A 22,967-nucleotide genomic window follows, 5' to 3' on the forward strand; every position below is an offset into this window, starting at 1 on the left:
TGACGGACGGCGGAACCAATATGGATCCGGCGGTTAGGGTGACCGACACCGGCGGCCCGCTGCCCGGATTCGACATCTACACCTGGACGGACAGCCTGACGATCGTTTCGGGTTACCTGATCGTCAATGACGGCGCGACCACGCAATGCAACACGATTCAGGCTGACCTGCTGGCGCAAATGGGCAAGCAGTGCACGATTGTTTCATCGTCAGCCGTGACTCTTGCGCAGATGAACGGCTATTCGGTTGTCATCTGGGTTTGCCCCTACACCGGCAACTTCCCGATTGACAGCACTGAAGCCACCAAGATAATCGGCTACATGAGCGGCGGCACGTCGCCGAGGCGTAACCTCATGTTGTTCACCACTTACATGTACAGCGCCACTTCCAGCCTGACTACGGATCAGCAAAACGTGATGCGTCGGTGCGTGGGCATCAACGACCCGTACGGCTACTTCTACTATCCGTCACTCTTCACGACTTCCTACAACTACGGCTCGCCCACCTACATTCCGTGGCTCTCTCCGTACTACTGGCCGAGCGGCGCCGGCACCGGCGCTGGCGACGGCCCGGCGGGGCTTTGCTACGGAATTCCTCCGGGCGGCACCAGCACAAATTACCTAGCCTACATCTACGTCTACTCGCTGTATCAGCAGCCAGGATTCCTGAACTGGGGTCCGATCGCTTACACCTGGACTCCGGGCGCGTATCCTTACTGGAACAGCATCTACACCAGTTACGCAAGCATCAGCCGTTACACTTACAGCGGCTGGACTCCGAACAACTGCGTGTGGGTCGGCACCGGCAACTGGGAAACTCGCCAGACCGACGAGCGGAGGAAGTTCCTCCACAACGCGCTTTACAGGATGAACGGGAACTCGATTCCCAACTAATTCTGTTAAACGTTTGAATTCAAAGACCCGGGGCTTCGGCCCCGGGTTTTTTTTTACAAACCGCGATGTATAATCCGCCGGTGCAAAGCCGGGTTCGTTTTTTGTCCATCGCTTCCAGTTCAAGCGGAAACGCGCACGCGCTTGACACCGGGCGGGAGCTTCTGCTGATCGATTGCGGAATTTCGCCGAAAAAAATAACCGCAGGACTGACCGCGATTAACAGGCGGCCGGAGGAGATATCGCACATTCTAATTTCGCATTGCCATTCCGACCACATCGGCGGCCTGTTCAGCCTTCTTAAGAAGTATTCAATTCATGTTTTCGGGCCGGCGCCGCTGGGGCCGGCAGTCAAGGCGATTGGCGCCAAATTTACGCCGCTTGCGGCAGGCATGCAGCAATTGAACGGTTTCCGTTTGACCGCGTTCAACGTTTCCCACGATATGGAGCCTACGTTCGGCTTCAGAATGGAGGCGCGCGGAAAAACAATCAGCTACGCGAACGATCTTGGATGCTGGGATGAGGGGGTTCTTGAGGGAATCGAGGGCTGCGATTTGCTTGTCTGGGAGGCAAATCACGACGAGGGGATGCTTCGGGAGAGCAGCTATCCGGAGGCGATTAAGCGCAGAATCGCCGGTCCGAAGGGCCACCTTTCAAATCGGCAATCGGTGGTCGGAATCGCTTCGCTTGCACGGCTTCCGAACAAGCTGGTTGTCGGTCATTTATCCAAGGAAAACAACAGCGTCACAAGGGTGGAGGACGCTTTCTCGGCCGCCCATATAGACAAACATCTGGAATTAACTGTGCTCGATCCGCTGGGCGGCGGGGCAAATGTAGAGCTATGAGCGGCGGTTTGGACACGGGCAACACGGCGGCCGAGGAAAGGGTTGGCGCGGCTCCAAGCGTTCTTTTCAGGATGCTTGCGCCCTTTATTTTTTTATGGGCAGCGTGGCTGGCGTTGTCGGAGCTCGTCAGGATTTTGTTCGCGGATTGGAAGGGGGCGGCCGCCGGGGACTTTGCCTTATTTCTGCTTTGCGGCGCCGCGTATATAAGCATTGCCACCGCGTCAACGGCCTGGTTCATAATCGAAGAGCGCAGGTCGCCGGCTGCAGCGGCAAGAACGCGCAGATTTCTTTTGATTTCTTGCGGACTGCTTATGGTATTGCTGGTGGCGTACACCAGAGTCATCGGCCGATTGGAGCCGGTTGCGGCGAATATCGGCACGGCGAACCTGCTTACGATCGCGATACTGCTCGGGACGTGGATTGTGGCGCCTTTGAAGCGCGCGTCCGAACTTGTGCCTGTGGCCATTGTGATGACGCTTGCGGACGTTTACAGCGTATTCATGGGGCCTTCCTCGAAGATCGCGGAGAGTTTGGGAAAGTTTTACCGCGGCGGTATGGCAGGTCCTCCGCCGCCGGCGGATTTCCTGCTTGTCAAATTGATTCTGCCGGGTTCAGCGGTTCCTGCGCCCGCCTTCGGAGTAGCGGATTGGATTTTCGTCGCCTTTTTGACCGCTGCGGCAGCCAGATTCGGCTTTGATGACAATCTGATCGGTCCGGGGCTCTTCGAGCTGGAGCGCAAACGGCTTAGGCCGTTCGTACTGCCCGTAGCTGCGCTTGCGCTTTTCGCCGCGGTCGCGGCCGCGAATGTGCTCGGCTATCCGATCCCGGCTCTCCCGATCGTAGCCGGCGCATTCATGAGTTATGTATTGGTGAAATATCCCGATGCGAGGAGGCTGACCAAATCGGACTGGATTGCGACCGCTGCATTTTCGGGTGCATTACTTGCTTTGATGGCCTTGGGGAAATTCGTCAAATAACTTGCCGGGAGGGTTTCCGCCTTGTCACGGAATGTCAAATGGAACCCTTCCCCGGCAGAGCGGTCTAATATCTCTGCGCGCTGCTTGCAGCCTTGAAAGCAAATAAGCTAAGATTGGCATGGATTCTGCGCGCATCGCGGCGATTAACTCGCGGCATAAACGGGTAGAATTCAATGTCATGAACGGATTTTCGAGTCCGGGGGTTTGTATGAGAGCACGAAAGCTCGGCTTTACGCTGATCGAAATGCTCGTTGTTATGCTCATCGTGGGCGGCCTTCTGGCCATCGCGTTGCGCGGCCTGATCGGGAGCAAAGCCGAGCGCGAGCTTGCGGGCTCCGTCGACACGTTCGCAAGCGATCTGCGCTGGGCGCGCAGCCAGGCGGAAAAAACGGGCAACATGGTTTACGTTGCCTTTCTTTACGAATTCGATCCGAATCAAATCGAGCCGCCGTTCGGCCTGACCGCGAACGACGAAGTATGGGGCACCGGAGAAGCGGTTGCTCCTGACAACCCCGGGGTTAGGCGCGTTTGCAAGGGTTACATTATTGTGGAAGCGCGGCCGCGATTCCACACGGGCCCCCCGGATGCTTCGATTAGAAGCAACGCGGCAAATTCGATCCAATACACATACAGTCAATGGGGGACTCCGACCGCGGACGGAATCCAGTATGCCAAGCCTGCGGGAGTGCCCTACACCTATCGCGATTATCTTGGCGACCTGTGGATGGCCACCCAGGGCTATCCGGGAACCTACCGCGCCCCGCTTGAGCCGGTGTATCCGAGGGACGATGCGGCGACGAACCTGCTTCTGTCCAACAACTCGCTTGCGAGGGATGATTACAACATCAACAGGGAATCGGTGCCCAGGATTTTCTATCCGTTCATGCTCTACGGGGATGCGAGCAGCGGCACTACTTACCAGGTTTCCAGCGGTTATGTCGGCGACGACTATAACGCCGCGATTGCCACAAACGACCTGGCCTTTTTCCGAAGCCCGGATGTTCAAGCTTGCAAGGTGTTCGACACCGGCAATCGCGATGAAATCCTGGAATACAACGCGGATTATTCATCCGAGGTTAAAACCGTTATCGACGGTTCCAACACCTATCAGGTGGAGGATCAGAAGTTCGACATCGGCATCGACCATCCAAGGATGAAAGACCAGATAGTTGACCATATCGTGATTCTCGAAAGGCGATTGGGCGAGCACGTATTCCTGGTCAACCCGCACAAGGCAAAATTTTTGGTCAAGCATTACGGAAATCCGTCCGTTGACGGAGTTTACGAGGATTTTCAATTTCTGCAATTCCTTATCGCGATTGATCCGCAGGGAAGAGCCACTCTTCGCGAATGGGGTTACCGCCCCGAGGCTTTTCCGCCGTCCTCTCCGCAGGACAACGCGGATTTGGTGCATGGAAGCGTGCTGTTGAGAAGCGGCATTCCCATGGTCAGGTCGGTATTCATGGTTACGGATGAATGCCTGGATCTGGAGGGCGCCACGGCCCAAATCGCAAAGAACGCCGCGTCCAATCGGGAAGGCAACGGAAGGGTTTATTCCTACTGGCCGTTGTCCGGTAAGTATTACATTGACTCTTACACTCCGAACGATCGTCAGTTTTTCATTCCGGACAACGATGCGAGGCTGAACGTGAACGACGCGGCTAGTGACTACGGAAATTGGATACCCAGTTACGGCTATCAGCGTAACTACCTTGTCCCATAGAACCGGAGGTGCACACTTAAGTGGCACAAATTAGTACGACCAGGCGGTGCAGTCAGAACAGCGGAGGTTTCTCCTTGATGGAGTTGCTCGTCGCGCTCACGATCCTGGTCATTGCTATTCTGCCGATCGCGTTTTTCTACGGCAAGATGCTTCGCGGCATTGAGGAGGCGAGCATCCGCACCAGGGCGCTTGAGCTTGCACAAGAGAGGATCGCGGAATTAAAGCAGGTTCCCCCGGACCAAATTCGCGCGAACAACACGCCTTCCAAAGGCGACATCATCGCGGGGGGGCTTGACTTGACGATGGCGAATTATTACTACGACCCCGGGCCTCCATTCAGAAGTTTTCAGTACTATTACCCGCTGCCGGTTTTATTCAATCCGTATGATCCCAAAACGCAGGGCTGGGACAATTCGCCCACTGCGAACCATTATGATCCGGCCAGTACGGTATACGAATACGAACCCATCGGTTTTCTTTCGCGCATCCCCGCGACGAGCGATGCGGCGACCAGCGATCCCAGGCGCAACCCTATCGTGGACAATCCGGACCGCGCTCCGGGAGGCTTTGTGGCGCGCGGCGGCGGGCCGGTGGAAATACCTCGCGTCGGAAGCGAGCAGCGCGAAGAGAAATTCGAGATTTACGGGCGCAGAACAGTGATTTTGGAGGTTGTTCCCTATCCGCCGGACGATGATACCGATGCTCTTTTGCCTGACGATCCGCTGGACGGAGGTGCGACGATTTACGATCCCTATCCCGCAACGCGCGGTCCCGCGAACAAGTACCAAGCGCGAAGCAAAGACGGCGGATATGGCTACAAAGGCTGGGTCACGGTTTTCTGGCTTCCGAACAACGCTCCTGAAACATATCTGCAGCTCAAGGATTTGAATTATGTCCAAATCCCGTTTTACATTTCACTTACGAACGCGGAAAGCAATTTGACCGTGGACGACAAACGGGTGAGCCTGTCCAACAGGTTCGTAATCAGCTAGGGCGGTGGAAAGGTGGTGTCTTTGATGAAAAAAACGGGCTTCACACTGGTGGAGCTTCTGGTCGTGATGGTTGTGCTGTTGCTTCTAGTCGGAATCGGCCTGAAAAGCTACACCGGCGCGAAAGCAAGGGCCAAGAACACACAGGTGAAGGCGGGAATTCACGAAGTTCAGGTAGCGCTTGAGTCCTTTGCCGTCGACCACAACAATTTCTTTCCGGGGCTGAACTGGGGAACGGACAGCGGCGGGAACCTGACGGTTGCGCCGGGCGTGCTGGGCGGAGTGGAAACGGACGGAGCGCGCAGTCCATCCGACGGCTCCGATTTTCAAAATTGGCGCGCGACCCCGCCCGAAGGCGGCCCGGTGACCTTGCCGCCCGGCTACAACCCGGATTTTTCGCCCAAGGTCGAGTATCTCGATACTTTGATCACCAATGGATACTTGGAATCGTATCCGGCCAATCCTTTTTTGTCAGTGGGAAGCGGCCGTACGAGCCAGATGACCAACCTGTTTTGGTACGTTCCGGATTTGCAGACGGGATTGTTCGATGTAACCGATGAAGCGAGCGTGGACTGGAACAGGCTGACGAACAGGCAGGCCGGCCAAACCACGAAAACCGAGTACGAATCGCGCGCGCGGGGCCATTTCACGTATATTCCGTTCGCCCCGGTCAATAATCAGGGCTGGGATTTCATCAACGACTGGCCCAATCTCAACGACGATGCCAGGTCGCAGTTTTACAAGTACTGCCGAGGTTACGTTTTGATCGGTTGGGGTGCAAGCCGCGAAGACACAACCGAAAGCAAGGGATTTTCCCAGAAATATTTCAGGGTCGACACGACGGATCCCAATAATCCCGTTGAAGGGTACGACCTTGACGATAACTTGAGGATCGATTTCTTCGAGCGCAATCTGATCAACTTGACGTTGCCCGAGCAGGCCAACAGCCAGGGCACCACGCCTGCCAATTTCGGTGGAATGGTGGGCGGAAACGCGTTCAGAGACATTGATGACGCGCTCGCGGGCGCAACGATTGTGCTTACGCCGTAGGTGATTGATATGCTAAAAAGTTTTGCAGGCAAAAGCGGGTTTACCCTGATTGAGCTTTTGGTCGTCATCGTGATTATCGGCCTTTTGCTTGGAACGGCGGTTCCCGCGTACAACAAGGTTCGTACCAAAGCGCGCGAAACCCAAGTCGTTTCCAATTCGCGATCGATTCAGGTTGCATTGGAGCAGTTCGGGACCGACCACAGCGGATTTTATCCGCTTAGACTTGTCTGGTACGCGAACGTCGGCGACAGGGAGCCTGTGATGGAAGATCAAGCTCCCGACTGGCCACCGATGGGTTTGGCCGGCGGGGTCAGGTGGGTGGACGAAAACGGCGCGCTTTACGATTTGGAGACTGTCAGAAGAAATCCGCTGCTGCCCCAAGACATAAGGTTTATGCCGCAGCCTAGGGTGGGCGCTCTTGTCTCGCAATTTCATCAGTATTCGGACCCGTTGGTTGTTCTTGGATATCTTCCGGGCGGTTATCCCAAAAATCCGTTTTTGAACAGGCCCATGGGTGTGATCAATTGGTCTTGGGCAAACGGCGAGCCGTTTACGCCGGGGGCAAATGTGGCGGTTTCGTCAGGTGATTTCGTTTATACGCATTTTCCCTGTTGGGACGAAAACCTTGGTCAGTGGGAAGACCCGAAGGGCGTCGTCAAAGGGAAAGTGCGTTATCGAGTCGAAACCGAGGCCGGAACGCTTCCAGGCGAATGGGGAGTCGATTTGATCGACTGCTACCAGTTGTGGTCGTACGGCAATCTGCCCATTACCGCTGCGTTTTATTCAGCCTACGATAACAGCGAGTTTCCCGGACCGCCGCCTAGGAAAGTTGCAATCCGACAGGATTGGAACGCCAACGGCAAAAAGGATCCGTTCGAAGCGGGAATAATCTTTTACGCGTCGGGCGGTTCGTGCGCGTCCGAGCGCGACCAGAACACCGGTGGAAAGATTGAGTTTTAGTTCGCGGTGAAGGCCGCTTTGGCCCATCCGCCTTGAGGGTGAAAAAATGAATACTAAATCGGGTTTCACATTAGTCGAGATGCTGGTGGTGGTGGGGATCATCGCCGTGTTGATCACCGTCCTCGTGCCCAAAATCCAGGGTGTGCAGGACAAAGCCAAAGAGCAAGCGACGGTTGCTCAGGTTGCTTCCATTGAAGCGGCGCTGGCGAACTTCGCCGCCAACCACGACGGCCATTATCCCGGCTCCGCGGTTGACATTATGACCCCGTTCCCTGAATACGGCCTCGGAGATCCCGCATTCAGCGTAGGCGCGTCGCCCGCGCTTCCTCCGAACAATCCCGGCCCGGGGCACTCTGCGGGCGTTCTTGGCGGCACCGTCAACAAGCAGCTTGTTCTTGACGTTCGAAATCAAGGAAGCGTCAACGGGCCGACAAACACCGGCAGATATTTCGACCGGATGGTTCTGGACGGAGCGCTTTCGGAGTACCCGGACAACCAATTCAGAAAGGGCGGCGGCGCCGCTGTGCCGATGTACAACATTTTCAGGTATGAAGCACAGAACGCCGGTAATCTTGCGACGTTCACTCCGTACATTTACGCGATGAACAACAGGGCGCGCAGCATTGCGGAAATTCCGGGCGACTCCGGCCGCGTAAGATACACGGGTGTCCCGAACAGCGGATATCCTTACGACTGGTTCGGCCCTAACGCGCTGGCCACGGACGACCATTTTTTCAGCCCAGGGGATTTCGCGTATGTGCCGATTATCACCCAAAGCACATTCGCGTATTCGGATGATCCAACTACGCCCGGCAACGATCAATACCGGTTTTCAACCTTGGTAAACGGCTACATGATTTTTGCTTACGGCAGCCTGGATCAGAAAGAAAACAAGTACGCGGACGAGCAGCAGAAATTCGGCCAGGAAGGATTTACCGGAATGACCGGCGCGTTGCCGCCTCCTCCCGGTGCGCCCGCGATTGATACTCCTTACGAACATGCCGTTTACAGGCTGTTCAACGGGGCGGTTTATTACAGCCGCAAGTAAGCTGGAGCGTGTATAAATGTCTGGCAAAAAACTAGAAACGGACGTGCGGGGCTTCACTGTCCTCGAACTCCTGATTGTTCTTCTGATTTCTTCCATTGTGATTCTCGTGCTGGGAACGGTGCTCGCGTCCAGCTTCGAGGTGCTTCGAAAGGGGGAGACCAGAAGCCAGCTTCAATCGAACGCCCGAAACGCGCTTAATTACCTGTCCGACAACATAGCATCGGCCAACATAATCCCGCGCTCCGTCGACCGCAACTACAACTTTTGGGACGACGCGATGCTTTACAACCCGGCGGACAACTCGGGTGATTTCGGTATAGATGCGGAATACGTGGTGGGGCGTCCGGAAGATGTTAACGATCCGACCTCGCCGCACATACTGCCGGCCGGCTGCATGATGAGCGAGGCCTTCAGCGACAGGCTGATGCTGAAGCACCAAGACGACCTTACGCTTGACCTTTTCAACAGCATCAGGGGGATTAAGCAAATACAGCCCAATCTGCTTGAATTCAACGGTCAACGCGTTTCATCCAAGACTAGCATTTTCAGGCTGGCCGTCCCGACGACGGGAAATATGATCTATTACTTGTCTGACCGTCTTCACAACAGGCAATACTCCGATCCAGCGTCTCCATTTCCCGAAACGTATTCCGTTAGGAACCGGAGCGAGTCATTTGTGCTTTACGAATCTATGCGCCTTGAGTTAAAGGAATACGCATCCGAGGGCGGCACACCCAACCCCGCGGTCGTGGGCGATCCTGCGGTTAGTTTTGCGGATTTCGACTTCCCCATAGCATCCAACATTACGCGGGTGAAGTTTGAATATTTCCACAGGGTTCCGGTGTGGCTGGTCGATCCCAACGATCCGGACACAGCCTATCTGGAGGATACAAACGACTCCAATGGGCCTGACAGCCCTGTACTGATGGGCTGGAAGTTGGTTCCGATAGACGTAATGGACAATTCCCGTACGAGCTGGAGCTTCGATGACATTTACCTCGACCCGTCCCAATTCGGATCTCAATCAGCGTACGCGAGCGCCGCTGCCTCCAGGTTCAACTTTTGGAACATAGACGTTTTCTACAACGAGCCGCCAGACCGCCCGCGTGACGCCCCGTTCGATTTTTACGGCTGGTTGTCAAACGGCAATTACGGCAGCTTCGAGTTCGACGAAGAGCAGATAATCGGAGTTGACAACAACCAGGCACTGGATCCCATCGTGAGCACGGATTTCGGAAACTGCGACGGAATTCCGGACGGCGACGGCATCCCGGATGAGCCGGTGCCCGCTTGGTGGCTTCCGTACCTTTCTGCGATCCGCATCACCGTGGTTGCGACACCTAACGCTGTGATCGACGAGCGAGTCCGTGAAAGCGGCCGCAAAACGGATCCTGCAGGCCGGCCTGTTTATTACAATCCCGACAGCCCCATACCGTATTCCGATCCCAGCCGCACGATTCCGCTCACAAATCTCAAGGACCTTTACATCGGGGAAGGCAAGGATGTCGTTGTTTCGAGGATGGTATACCCGGAGCTGACTTACAAGCGGGAACTTGCCATTTACCCGAACGACACGAGAATCGGCATAGAGCGGCGGGCCGATTACAATACGATCATGGGTGAAATCGCCTGCCTGGATCGGAGCACTTCTCCCATTGATACGGGCGGCCCGTTCGACGTTCGCGACAGGTACTGGGAATTGCGGGAATACGACGACCGGAATTGAATTTCCGGGCGATCAAGCGCCGGGGCGGATTGTTCCGCCCCGTTTCGCTTTTTGCTTGGCAGTGCGGTGGAGTGGGTATAACAACTTCGCTTGACCGGCCGTTGCGCGTTCGCGCGGTGAGTGAGGTTTTTAGATATGGCAAAAAATAAGCTTTCGAGCATAAATTCGTTGTTCTTGATGAAGTCCGAACGCCCAAAGGGCGCAAAGGGCTTCATTTTGATCGCGGCGATTGTTTTTATCGCTCTGCTTTTGCCATTGGTCACTCTGATTTTGTCAGCCGTCAGCCAGGAAACGATTTCCGCCAACAATCTGCTTATCGAAACCAAAACGCGTAACGCCGCCGATACTGCCGTAAACAGCGCGATAAGCGTACTAATCGACCGTCAGCTTATGCCAGATTATATTGTCAGCACCCTTCCCCAGCACCAGGGCCGGGCGATTATCGTTGACGACAATGGAGTCCTTCGCTGGGATATAGACAACGACGGCGCGGGGCTGGACGGAATTTACGGCACCGACGATGACTGGTGGATCGGCCCTTACAAGGACCGCAAGATGATGGGGCCGGACAGCGATTATCCCCAGTACGATCCCGAAGAAGAGCGGAATTACCAGGTGGGATTTCGCTGGGTCAACTGGAACAAGCCGACCTATCTTGCCGAAAACTGGGCGTGGTTCGGACGCAACAATCCTTTTGCATTCAATCGCGCAAGCGGGCGCCCGGTTTATCTGTACAATCAATTTGCGGCCATTTACGACGGAGGCACCGGCGGGATAACGCCGCAGGATTGGCAGGGTTACCATCCCGAAGACAGCTCGGTTTTCCCGCCCAACAGATGGGTCGTTCCCGGTTATTACCAAAACGCTCCGGTTCCGACCAGCACGGTGATTTCCGGCAATGTCGGCGGGCTCGGCGGCGGCGGCGACAAGGGCTCCCTGGGTGTAAGCACTGTTTCGCTTTACCAGCCGCTGACCAACACTTTTGACACGCCGGATGAGCTTGAAAGCGAAGTTTCGATTACCGACGAAGCCGGTCGGTTGAATTTGAATATTTTCTGCAAGAAACTTCCGGTTTGGGCGACCGAGAATGAGGTCATAGATTTCGACCTCGATGGCGAATACACGGGCGACTTTGACGGCAACGGCGTTCCGGGCGAGCCGATCTGGAAGTGGATAGACAACCCTCTGTTCCCCGATCGCGACACGGTCATTCCCATCGGTCAAGGCACCGGGCAGGGCACCGACTTCAATGGCGACGGCATAAATTCGCCTGAAATCGGCGAGGATATCCAGCATTACTACGCTCCCGACTGGACGGATTACGCGGTTAAGAGCAAGGCGATGCTGATGGCCCTTCCCGGCGTAAACGATGCGATTGCGACCAGGATTTTGAAAGGCCTCAATCCCGATTTATCCAGCCTTCCTGCCGGCTATACACCCGATCCGAGCGGCATTACGCCGAATCCGCCTGTGGACAGGCGCGCGGATGTGCCCAATTTAAGCCCCAACTTTTGGGCGTATTACTTCGAAGTGGACGCATTCGGTCAGATAACCGACATAATGCTCGAGTACACAAATACTCACAGCGGAGTTCGTCCGGATTTCGATTTGGACAACGATGACGTTCCGCTGCCGCGCCCGCGCCCGCTGACCGATGTCAAGCAGCTTTTGGACTTTGGTTTTACAAAGCAGCAATTCGACAGAATCAAGGATTACGTGACGGTATTCAGTTATGACACGAACGTTCTCGGCACCGAAGTATGGGATGCGGAGCCGACCTCCGGAGACAACGACGAAATCGCCGATGTCAGATACAACATAAACAACGTCGTCACGCCTGCCACGCTTGAGTCATACCGCTCAGCAGCGAGCGAGCTTCAGTCCTTCATTCGCAATCACCTTACCGAGACACGATACAAGAAAATCACGCTTCCGGTTGTGGATCGCGACGGCAGAACAAAGAGCGATCCGCTGTTCCAGGATCCATCCACCCATCCCTACAAGCTGAATCCGGAATTCAGCTACGACAGCCTTCTCTCCATAATTTTGTATCGCAACGGCTATCAGTCCACCGACGCGTATCGCTACAATCCGATAGATGTCAATGACGACGATATACGCGTGGCGAAACCCGGCATTCCCTTCGGGATATTCGCACGGTTTTTCGGAGGATTTTCAAACAGTTTCATTCCGATAGCGGATTTCCAGCCCAGCTTCGTTGCAAATCCGAACGCGCCGATGAGCCGCAACGAAAACGCGTCCATTCCGCCGCACAACTTTCAATCGGTTGCCGATTTGCTTGAAGTGCCGTTATACAAATTCGACAATCTTGCAATCAGCGCGATGGTGGATACTCCCAGCTCCGCTGTATGCAACCCGAACGACACCGTTGACGTGGTTTATTTGGTGGCCTTCAGCGATGTTATCGGCGCGGACGAAGTTGACGCGGGCGGCGAAATAATCCCGACATACACCGTTGTATTTGATATGGACGGCGATGGTGTTATGGAAGCCGACGACGAGGAAATCGTCGTCGATATGCGTGACGCCGATCCGAACAACGATTTGCTCAGTTTCCGCACGCCTCCTCCAACGGGCACGCGCAGCGCGATCATCGGATCGTTCGACAAGCCGCTTTACGATGCTTCGGTTGCGGCCAATCCGACCGATCCAACTTACTGGATCGCCAACAATTTCATCAATTTCAAACGCACATTCACCTTCGCGGGAGGCAACATCCCCGATCCCGACCCGTCGCTCGCGGGGCAGACTTTCGACTGGGACGGAGACGGAAGGGCTGAATTCGCGTACGACGCGTTTGGCGATCCCTTCATCACCGCTCGCGTTACCGTAATTAAAAACCGCACCGTTGATTCGGGCGGGGAGGACGATTACAGGGCGCTGCGCGCGGACGAAGTTGTCAAGGTATACATCCAGCACAACTGCGCGGCGAAAATTCCGCTCGAGACCAACATTCTTGCAATCCGCACCGGAAGCAACACTTTCCAGGTTCTTTCGCGCACTGCGGGCGGCTCCGTTGACCGCGGCCCGGTATACCTGTACAACTGGGTTTACAACGGATTCCCCGTGGATTCATCGGTGGACGGCCTTGTGCTTGCTCCGGCCGACTGGTCGCAGCAACGCGTGGCGCCGACGATTTCCATGGATCCGTCCGCCACGACAATCGGTCTTCAAGTATTCGACATTTGGGGCGCGGACGCCGCAACCGCGGCGGTATTGGGCTTTCCCTACACCGTTATTGCCGAGTTTCTGAATCCCGCGGATCCGAACTACGGCAACATCGCGCACCTTGCCCCGATTGACGGCTCGAACGTCAACGGGTTTATGAATCCTCCTCCTCCTCCCCCTCCGGGCTTCGGTCCGCTTTTCCCCGCAAACGCGTCGGACTTCGATGTTGCAGAGGTCAACTCGATCGCTTCGGCGGGACAACTTTTTGTAGAGGTGGCGGCGGAAACGCCATCCATTTATCAAAATCAGTATTCGGTGATTCACGCCGGCGCATACGGCGGCCAAGGTCCGTACACTTACAGCATTACGGTCAACGGGCCCGGCGGATACACCGATACATTCGGTTCGTTCGGCCCGGTCAACCAGAACGTTTTCGAAGACCGCACGGAGGATTTGGCGTCGTCCGGGCTTTACACGGTTACGCTCACGGTCACCGACTCAAGCCCGATACCGCTTGTCGCGCTTGCAAACACGACCATAGCCGTCAGCGGGTCTGTCAACTCCAGCACGCAGTATGCGGACGTTCCGAATCTTACGGTGAGCGCGAAGCTTGTTCCTTACGAGCGCGGCAATCCCGGAAACGCAAGGTCGTTCCAAGGCATCGCCAGTGTAAGCGGCGGACGTCCGAATTACCTGCTTAGGTGGGATGTGCGCGACCAGAACGGCGCGGTGATCAACCAGAACCATCCCGGCGGCACGACGCCAATGACCTATACGGCTCCGGGCGCTACTCCGATATTTACGTTTAATCCCAACTCGTCTAGCGACGGGATTTACTTCGTCTACGTCAGCGTCATCGACAATACGGACAGGAATCCGAATCTTGTTTCCAGCACGATCGCGACTGACGTCGTTCCTGTGCTTATCGGTCCGAGCACCGATTTAAGGGTGTCGCCGTCAATCTACGCGAATCCTCCGGGTAACGCATTCACCGGCACAGCGCGCAGCGCCGAATCAATTTCGCTTGTCGTGCCGGGAGCGCCGCGCGTGTACAGCTACGCATCGTCTGGGCACAATGCAATCGAACCCAGGATCGCTCCAGCCGGTTCGGTGATCGAGATCCGAGGAATCAACTTCGATACCGCTAATCCTTCCAGCAACATCGTCACATTCGAACCCGGCATCCAGGCCGCCGCGATTTCGGCTTTCAACGATCCAGACCACCTACCCGGAATCGGCGAGTTCCAGCAGCAGGTTCTTCGCGTGCGGATACCGGATAACGCGGTCAGCGGATTCGTCACGGTTCGCAACCAGTTCGGCACTTCGCAAAACTCGAGCGAATACAACTTCCTTATGACGAACTGGAGGGTTAGCTTCGACCTGTACGCGGCTCACATCGACACTTATAACGAAGATCCGCTTCTGCAGGATCGCTACCGCTACGAGGTGGACTTCCAGGGCGACGGGAAGGTTGACGCAGCAATCGAGACTACAGACCTCGAGGTTCTGGCCGCAAACAGGCCGGAGCTTACTTACGATTACGCAAACGACGGCTTCGGCAACTACCAGGCCACTCTTCGCGTAACCAACCTGGTTTCGCGGAAGGTGGGGGTCAGCCACCAGCTCGTTCAGATGCGCGACCTTACCGAGATGGCGCTTAACCGCGCGAACCAGTCCGAAGCGATGGGATTGTCAGTCAACATACTCCCGGACTACAGGCAGCGGCTTCCGCTCCTGACGCAAAATCTGCAAATTAAGAGCTACATAAACGGCGTGACGAACGCGTTGTCGCTGGGTTACAAGTGGAATGTGGATTCCAACGAAACCAGCAGCGCCTTCAAAGCCAACAGAATCGTAGGCACGCTTCCCTACTTCAATTCGAATCCGAATTTCATCACGAGCGACGTGATTGTTGAAGGATATCTGGATGCCAGATGGGCCACTCCGGCCACTCCGGTGGATGTCGTGGTTAGGATCAAGTATCCATTCGATCTCAACGAGCCGAACGAGCCGATGCTGTCGTTCGACCTTGGCGACCAGTGCGGTACATACACTTTCGACATGGCCGACGGCGGCGCGCCGATCGTCGCACGCGGCGTGGTTGTCGAGCGCGGTCCTAACTACAGCGTCGAGGAAGTCCGTTTCAGCTATGAGTTCGTGAACGCCGACGGACCGTCCACATTCCACAATCCGACATTCACCGCTGTAAGCGGATGGGGTCAGCCCTTCCCAATCGCTACCTTTTCTCTGCCGTCGATCCGCATTTCGTCATATTTGACCAACCTCACGCTTTCGATGCAGGACGCGTTCACGCCGAAAATCTACGACGGCAATCAGCATCTTGTTGGGTTGACCGTGATGTTCGACCGCACGGCGAACGGCGAAACTCATACGGTTGAGGCGACGGACAATGTCGCGCTTCCGATCGTCCAGCAGCCTGAATCGAACGTACATTCATATCTGGCTTTCAATCCCAGCTATGCCCTTTCTTACGGCGCAGGCGCCGCCGAGTTCAGCATGCTTGGAATAATGGGAGGAAGCCCGACCCTTGACTACCGAAGCGATATCAACGCCGATGGAAGGGTGGATATCGGCGGCTCCGTATTCCCGAATCCGCACACCGGCACCGTGCCGCTTCGCAACACGCTTGTCCCGGTCAGCGCATGGGCGTTCACGCCGGGGTACGGCTGGCACGACGTCATTCCTCAAATACCGGGATTCAATATAGGAACCGTTACGGTGCCTTACGAGGCTACCCGCGGCGTATATACGGGCTGGGCGATGGTTTCCGAAACCGTGACTCCGCCTTACACGAACGCCAACCGCAACATTTCGGTTGATACTCAGGAGATAATGGTCGGCGGGCGGCAGATTCCGCAGGCTGGACTTGTACCTCCGTCGCTCGCGGTTAACATTTTCGTTGACCCGCTTCTCGGCACCGTCTCGGATGTTTATTCGCTTGCAAGTTACGCATCGGGCGGCAGCGGAAGCTACACTTACCTGTGGGAGGTGTTCTGGGACGACGGCGTAAATCCGGCGGTTCCCATTGTTCTCTCCCAGGGGCAGGAAGTGCTTTCCCAAAGCTACTTCTCGCCGATTTCAGATGCATTTGACGAATACAACGGCGGAGCGGGCAACATTCCTTCGCTTGCGGGCCGCTATATGGTCAGGCTCACGGTAAACGACGGAAGCGGTATCAATCCGCCCGTCCAGGACAGCGTGTTCATCGAGGTTCGCGACCAGCCGCTGTCTGCTCAGCTTTTCGTCAATCCTCCCGCAGGTACGATAGACCAGAACCTCGATTTCTGGGTGTACATCGAAGGCGGCACTCCCCCCTACACGTACCAAATCGACTACGGCGACGGCACGCCGGTGGTCACGGTCGGCAACGTGACCAGCAGCCTGTCGTTCCTTTCGCACGCGTACACCGTATTCTCGCCGCCGGGCGGATACCACGCCAAACTCGAAGTGCGCGATTCGACCGGCACAGTTGTGGGCGGCGTAGGGACGGGCGCGGGGGATCCAACGCCTCCTGTTCCGAACGGCCAGCCGAATTACGACGAGGAAATCGCGATCGGCGACAGGCTGCCTCTCAACATCTCGCTTATGTCCACGCCCGTCAGCGGAGTTAACGCATTCCCGGTCGAAGTGCATTACGCCATAGGCGGCGGCGTCAAGAGCTCCGCGATTTCGGGAGGCGCCGGTTCGTATATCGTTGGATTGAACTTGCTGGATGAAAACGGCAATATAGTCGGGAACTGGTTCGGTACGGATCCGAACACATTCGGACCCAACGGCCATCCGGACGTAGACGTGATTATTCCGGGCAATCCTCAGTTCTTCGAATCCGAATTCAATGGTACGCCCGGCACGGCCGACCAGCTGCCGCCGGATTACGATTCTATCAGCCCGCGGGGAAATCCGCAGCGCCGGGATTACAACGCGAACAACACCGGCCAGATTTCGCCGACCGGCGACATCGACTGGTTCACGATCGACAAGCCGTTCCCGCCGCCCGCGCGCCCGCTTCGCGTAGATTTGGAGTGCACGGATCTGGCGCCGGGAGAGAGCATGACGATTTCGATTTACAGCCCGACCGACCAGGTGAATCCGATCGACTCGCAAACCATAACGGGCGGCGGCCCGACTCTCGTTCAGGTAAACGCCACCGGTTACAACAACCAGGGCGGCACTTTTTACGTGCGCATCAACGGCGTAACCAATCCGGGCTCGTCGCACATTTACAACCTGCGCATCCAGATGATTCCGCCGGGGCAGCCGATCCCGCCACTGCCCGCCGAGATACCCGACGACGATCCCGTTACATTCTTCGTTCCGGGACCCGGAAAGTATTTCCTGCAGGCGGTGGTTCTCGACGGCGACTTCCAGATTGCGTTCGCCCAGATTGAAATCTACTCCGAAGGCTATATCGCGCCTTCGACTTACGACGGTCTTGGCACACCGCGGGTTAGATACACACTCGAGCCGGAAGATCCGACGGATTCGGGAAGCAGGCTGATCGAGAAGCCTCAACACGCGATCAGGATATGGACCGATCCGTTGTACGACGCGCCTACGGGCAGTTATCCCGGCGCGACCGACAACGATGTCAGGCTCCTCGAAGCCGATCTCCAGATCCTGGGCGAGTTGTTTACGGTGGATCCGAATCCGAACCTGTTCTTCTCTAGCGATTTCAGCCCGACTACGGATCCGCTGAAGTCTCGCCGGTACGAAATGTCCTTCGTCAACAATCCATTCAACGCGGGAGATTCGGAGGACTTCTACGATACGTATACTTTCGGAAGAATTAACATCAACACGGCCAGCGAAGAAGTCCTGACGGCGCTGTTCAGCACGATCGTTGTGGAGCGCGGCTATTACTACACTTCAAATCCGGCGGATCCCGATTACCGGCTGAACGGCCAGCGCGATTATTCGCGCGACGTTCTCATTTCCCCCGCCGAGGCCGCGGCTCTGGCTCGCGCGGTGGTCGACTACCGTAACAGTTACTACGACGCGCAGATGAACGAAATCGCCGGATTCGACAACTTCGCCACCGGCACGGATGCAATTCGTGTGAGCCATCTTCCGGTTATCGGCCCTTGGGACGGCGCCAATCCGCACGAATACGATGCAACCGACCGCGGTGCAACCATCCCCGCCTTCGACGACGACGCGGTGGATAACGTGTACGACAATTACGCGGGCAACTACTACAACTTGGAAAACAGCGCGTATAAGTTTTACGCGACGTCCGACATCGCGATCGTCCGCAAGCAGCTTAGCACCGAGTCCGACGAGGAGTACGCGGTCTATCTCAACAACGTGTTCGACAACGACGACGGCGATGGATACGACGCAAGGTATTACATAACCTACGACGAAGAAGCCGGAGAAACGGTCGAAACGGCGCGCAACAAGCTTGCGGTGATTCAAAGCAACGGCCAGGTTGCTTACAGCTGGATGCCTAATCCGCCCTTCCAAAGCGTGTACGATCTCTACAAGGTCTTGGGCGAGGCAGCGGACTTCACCCGGTTGAATCCTAATCCGATAGACTTCGAAATAGACGCCGCCACCGGAAGGCCGAGTTACGACGAAAGCGCGATGAACACGATAGGCGACGCGGATATCGGTAACGTCCGCGTGTACAGCGGGCCATCCGTATTCAAGTACGTTGAGCGCTGGGTATCCGGCGAGGGCAGCGGGCACGCAATCCGCGGCCGTTACGAAGTGGTGACCAACTATCTCGCGGACATTGCTCCTTACATAACGACCAGAGGATACGTCTTCCGAGTCGAAGGCAGAGGTGCGCTTCCGACCACCAACGCCGACCAGGGCAACGCCCTTATGGGAGGCAGGATAAGCCGCGACAAGAACGTGCTGGCGATAGTGGACATCGGGCCGCTCAATACCGCACCCGAGAGTTCGTTGTTCAATCCCGAAGGCTTCGAGCCCGAACAAAGGCTGACCCACAAGGTCATCTACAGGCAGGACACCAAGCTGGATGAGGTCGGGTATTAGGCCCGACTCGATACCGGCGCGGCGAATATTAAATAAGTGCAATCCAAGGGGAGCCTCCCGGCTCCCCTTTTTTTCATTTTGGCCCATAATTGCGAGGCGGTGTTGACAGCTTGACAGCCTTGCAGGAAATGTCTACAATATCCCTGTTTTGCTGTGTAGCAAGCGCCCCGCGCGCATCATCTTGGCCAGTGATTTGACCGTGATTAAGCGTTTAAATTGCGGGACATAGCCCTGTAGGAGGAACCGGCCGTGGTTCGTTTAAGTTCTGCACGGTTTTGCAGCTCTTGGAATGTAGGTGTTTTCGGTGTTGTGGCGATGCTGGCGCTACTAGCCAGCAGCGTCGGCGCGAGCCAAATAACCGATGTCCGCGTTAAAGGGCTGTCCGACCGGGATCTTGTAATCATTTCCACAGACAAGGAAATGGTTCAACCCGACATGGTCGTTCAGAAACTGCTTCCAACCAGGCTCGAAGTAGTTTTTTCGGGCTTCGGCTCGCCGGAGCTGGATCTGGGCGCGCTGAAAAGCGGCCTGGTCAATCGCCTGAGCCTCGTTCGCGCGAACGGCGACTTGACTTTGGTGGTTCAGCTTGACCACCAGGGAAAGGCCAACCCCGAGATGTTTCGGTGGAGCAATCCCAGGCCCAATTTATGCGTTCTTGAGATTTTTCATCCGACTTCCGACCGCTCCAAACTCTCGGACGCGATGATGGGATTCGAATCCACGCCGGCCGGTTCGGAACCAACTCTTCCAGTAGAGCCGGCAGCGGTTCTCGAATCGCCCGTACCTGACGCGCTGCAACCCTCGGCGCTTGTCAACGATGTTTCGTTTAATCCCGCGACGAGTGAGCTGAAGATCAACTTGAGCAGCCCAATTGAGCCTTTGGTGAAGGTGGGCAACTTCCCTCCGTCGCTGACAGTGGAATTGCCGGAGGCGGCTCTTTCATCCCGCGTTCCGACGTTCGTTACAAAATACCACGGGCGAATCCTTCATATAACGACAAGGGAAATAGCTCGGGCGGACGGTTCAACGGACGCTTCGGAGGTCCTGATCGTTTTCACGAACGGAACCGAGCCGGGCTTTGATGTTCAAAAGTCCGCGAACGGCTCAACGGTAACGATTAAGCTTTCAGGTATCGAAACCGAATCGGCGGCGGTTGTCCCGGAGCCGCAGCCGGAACCGCCGGCGGTCGAAACTGTTGTTGCTCCGGCCGTCGAAGAATCGGCCTCCGTCGAAGAATCGGCTGCTCCGGTGATTGAAACTCCAGCGGCTCCGGCCTTCGAAACGCCGGTTGCTGCGGAAACCGGATTTGTTACATCCGTCAAGTACGATTCTTCCACTGGTACGCTCAGCATTACGACCGATGAGAAATCCACGGTCAGCGCGACCCGTGAGAATTTCCCGCCGGGGTACCGTATTTCTGTAAACAAAAAACTCGGCAAAGCGGTGCCCGGCACCGTCGCAAAGTTCCAGGGTTCCGTGCGCTGGATAAGCGCCGCGACGGGCTCCGATGCTTCCACCACCAACATATTCGTCCAATTTGAAAACGGCGCAGACTGGACGTTGCTGTCTGCCAGCGATTCGGGCGACGGGCTCAACCACAGCATTGTATTCGGGAAAGCGCCGGTTTCAGCGGCGGCACCGGCGTTGGCGGAGGCGATTCCGGCGGTGGAGGAATCGGTTGAAGAAGCCACCGCGCCATCTGCCGAACTCTACGAGCTGCCGGCGGAATCGGCGGTTTCGACTCCGGCGGAATCGACTTATGACGGGGTTATCGCTCCCAGTGTTGACGAACTTATGGGCGAAGCTCCTGCCGAATCGTCCGACAATGAGACGGTTGGCGAAGCCGATTACGACGACTTCCCCGTATACGATCTAGAGCAGTTCCGTCAACGCGAAGGCGAATATGAGCTCCCTGAATTCGAAGGGATGAAGGATCGTTTGTCCGATGTTTTGGTCACTCTGCCCCGAGCGATTTCCATTTACTCGGCTCTGACGATAATGAGTCAAGTGTCGGGAATAAGCATTATTCTCGATCCTTACTGGAATATGGATCCTCGCGGCACAGGTCCCACCGACCGTCCGCCGTTGGATACTCTCGGCCCCGGTGGCGGTTTCGGCGGCGGCGGATTCCGCGAGGCCGGGCAGTTCGAAGCCATCACTTTCCAGGAAGGCCTTGCCGTCCAGGGCAACTTCACCGACGTCCCGTTCGACATCGCCCTCAAGATATTGCTCGACAGCAACAACTTGAAGATGAAGGTTTACCGCGACGAAAGCGATCCGTACGCAAAGCCCATCGTTTTTGTAACGAGCCGCGAGCGTATGGAGCACGAGCTTAAGGACGCAAACGAAGTTGAACTCTACCAACTCCACTATGCGGATCCGAACCAGATAATCCAGATACTTTGGACGATGGATATCCTTCCCTCGTTTAACGTCGGGTATTACACCTACCGAGGCATTTCGGGAGGAAATCTCGGCGGACAGGGGCAGGGCGGTTTTGGAGGATCCGGCGGCGGAACCGGCAGAGGCGGAAGCGGCGGCGGCGGCAGCTTCAGAAACGCGAGTGTTGACCTGTCAACCGCACCCGCCTATTTCGCCGAGCCGATGCAGGGCATCTCTCCTGGATCTCCAGGAGGTGGCGGCGGGGGCGCCGGCGGCGGCCAGGGCCAGGGCGGCCAGGGCGGTATAGGCGGCCAGGGCCAGGGCGGAGTCGGAGGCGGCATACCGCTTCCGACCGCAAAGAGCGGCCTGATCATTATGCGGGGTACGCGCGAAACGCTTGAAATCGCCAAAGACATCATCCGCAAAGTGGACAAGCCGCCAAAGCAAGCCAGTCTCAAGGTAACCATTTATACCGTTACCGAGAATCCGCAGACCGTTTACGGGCTTTTGACCGGCCAGGCGAATAGGGACCGCACATTCTGGGATTACGGCGGAGGCTCGCTCGGGCTTACGATTCCGGCAAAGGGCGGAATCATACCGACCGACAACTACGAGCTGACCTTCAACGCGCTGCAGACCGAGCGCAAAGCGAAGGTAATCAACCAGACCGAGATCGCCGTGATTGACGGACTCCCGGCCAACATCGAATTCAACAGGACGCGAGGCAACTTCCGCACTACCGTCACTTTCGACGCCAACGGAAACGCATTCCGCACCGGCACGTTCGACGAAGTGACGGCGGATACAAGCCTCGACTTCCTGCCGCAGATCGACGACTACGGCCGCATCACGCTGCAGTTCCAGCCCGATGTGACCGTGTTCGACGGCCCGCCGCAGGTTGCGCAGGACGGACAGGGCGGCGAAGTCACCTTCCAGCCGACCACCACGACCACACTCAACACGGTACTGCGTCTGCAGGACGGCGAGACTGCGCTCATCGGCGGACTTATGATTGAAACCGACAGCGACGACATCGAAAAGGTGCCGCTGCTTGGCGACATTCCGTTCATCGGCTCGATATTCTCCCATCACAACAAGAGCCGTGAAACGAGCTACATCTTCGTCACGATTTCGGCGACCATCATCGACGACAAATAATTTTTAAAA

The 22,967-nt window shown here is 56.4% G+C and carries 11 protein-coding genes; all 11 read left to right on the top strand.

Annotated features, from left to right (window positions below; all coding sequences use genetic code 11):
- Nucleotides 1-20 precede the first annotated feature (20 nt).
- The 11 genes from HRF49_03900 to HRF49_03950 all read left to right on the top strand — a co-directional run bounded on the left by HRF49_03900 (nt 21) and on the right by HRF49_03950 (nt 22,958).
- Nucleotides 21-893 carry a hypothetical protein gene (locus tag HRF49_03900; GenBank protein ID MEP0813794.1) on the top strand — a complete coding sequence of 291 codons (873 nt, stop codon included), beginning with the start codon at nt 21-23 and terminating at the stop codon, nt 891-893.
- A 101-nt stretch (nt 894-994) separates the two neighbouring features.
- Nucleotides 995-1,735 (top strand): MBL fold metallo-hydrolase, encoded by a 741-nt coding sequence (locus HRF49_03905; protein MEP0813795.1) that lies wholly within the window; start codon nt 995-997, stop codon nt 1,733-1,735.
- Nucleotides 1,732-2,712, top strand: a complete 981-nt coding sequence (locus tag HRF49_03910) for a hypothetical protein (protein ID MEP0813796.1) — start codon at nt 1,732-1,734, stop codon at nt 2,710-2,712. The genes HRF49_03905 and HRF49_03910 overlap by 4 nt, the downstream gene beginning before the upstream one ends.
- A gap of 208 nt (nt 2,713-2,920) precedes the next feature.
- Nucleotides 2,921-4,435 carry a prepilin-type N-terminal cleavage/methylation domain-containing protein gene (locus HRF49_03915; protein MEP0813797.1) on the top strand — a complete coding sequence of 505 codons (1,515 nt, stop codon included), beginning with the start codon at nt 2,921-2,923 and terminating at the stop codon, nt 4,433-4,435.
- Nucleotides 4,436-4,512: 77 nt separating this feature from the next.
- On the top strand, nt 4,513-5,427 hold the full coding sequence (locus HRF49_03920; GenBank protein MEP0813798.1) for a hypothetical protein: 915 nt from the start codon (nt 4,513-4,515) through the stop codon (nt 5,425-5,427).
- Nucleotides 5,428-5,451: 24 nt separating this feature from the next.
- Nucleotides 5,452-6,474, top strand: a complete 1,023-nt coding sequence (locus HRF49_03925; GenBank protein ID MEP0813799.1) for a prepilin-type N-terminal cleavage/methylation domain-containing protein — start codon at nt 5,452-5,454, stop codon at nt 6,472-6,474.
- Between the two features lie 9 nt (nt 6,475-6,483).
- A complete protein-coding gene (locus HRF49_03930; GenBank protein MEP0813800.1) occupies nt 6,484-7,434 on the top strand; it encodes a prepilin-type N-terminal cleavage/methylation domain-containing protein in 951 nt (316 codons plus the stop codon).
- Nucleotides 7,435-7,480: 46 nt separating this feature from the next.
- On the top strand, nt 7,481-8,482 hold the full coding sequence (locus tag HRF49_03935; GenBank protein MEP0813801.1) for a type II secretion system protein: 1,002 nt from the start codon (nt 7,481-7,483) through the stop codon (nt 8,480-8,482).
- A gap of 16 nt (nt 8,483-8,498) precedes the next feature.
- Nucleotides 8,499-10,208 carry a hypothetical protein gene (locus HRF49_03940; GenBank protein MEP0813802.1) on the top strand — a complete coding sequence of 570 codons (1,710 nt, stop codon included), beginning with the start codon at nt 8,499-8,501 and terminating at the stop codon, nt 10,206-10,208.
- A 135-nt stretch (nt 10,209-10,343) separates the two neighbouring features.
- On the top strand, nt 10,344-19,418 hold the full coding sequence (locus tag HRF49_03945; protein MEP0813803.1) for a hypothetical protein: 9,075 nt from the start codon (nt 10,344-10,346) through the stop codon (nt 19,416-19,418).
- Between the two features lie 249 nt (nt 19,419-19,667).
- Nucleotides 19,668-22,958, top strand: a complete 3,291-nt coding sequence (locus HRF49_03950) for a hypothetical protein (protein MEP0813804.1) — start codon at nt 19,668-19,670, stop codon at nt 22,956-22,958.
- Nucleotides 22,959-22,967 lie beyond the last annotated feature (9 nt).

Source organism: bacterium (genome assembly GCA_039961635.1).
In the GTDB taxonomy this organism is placed as follows: Bacteria; 4484-113; 4484-113; order JAGGVC01; family JAGGVC01; genus JABRWB01.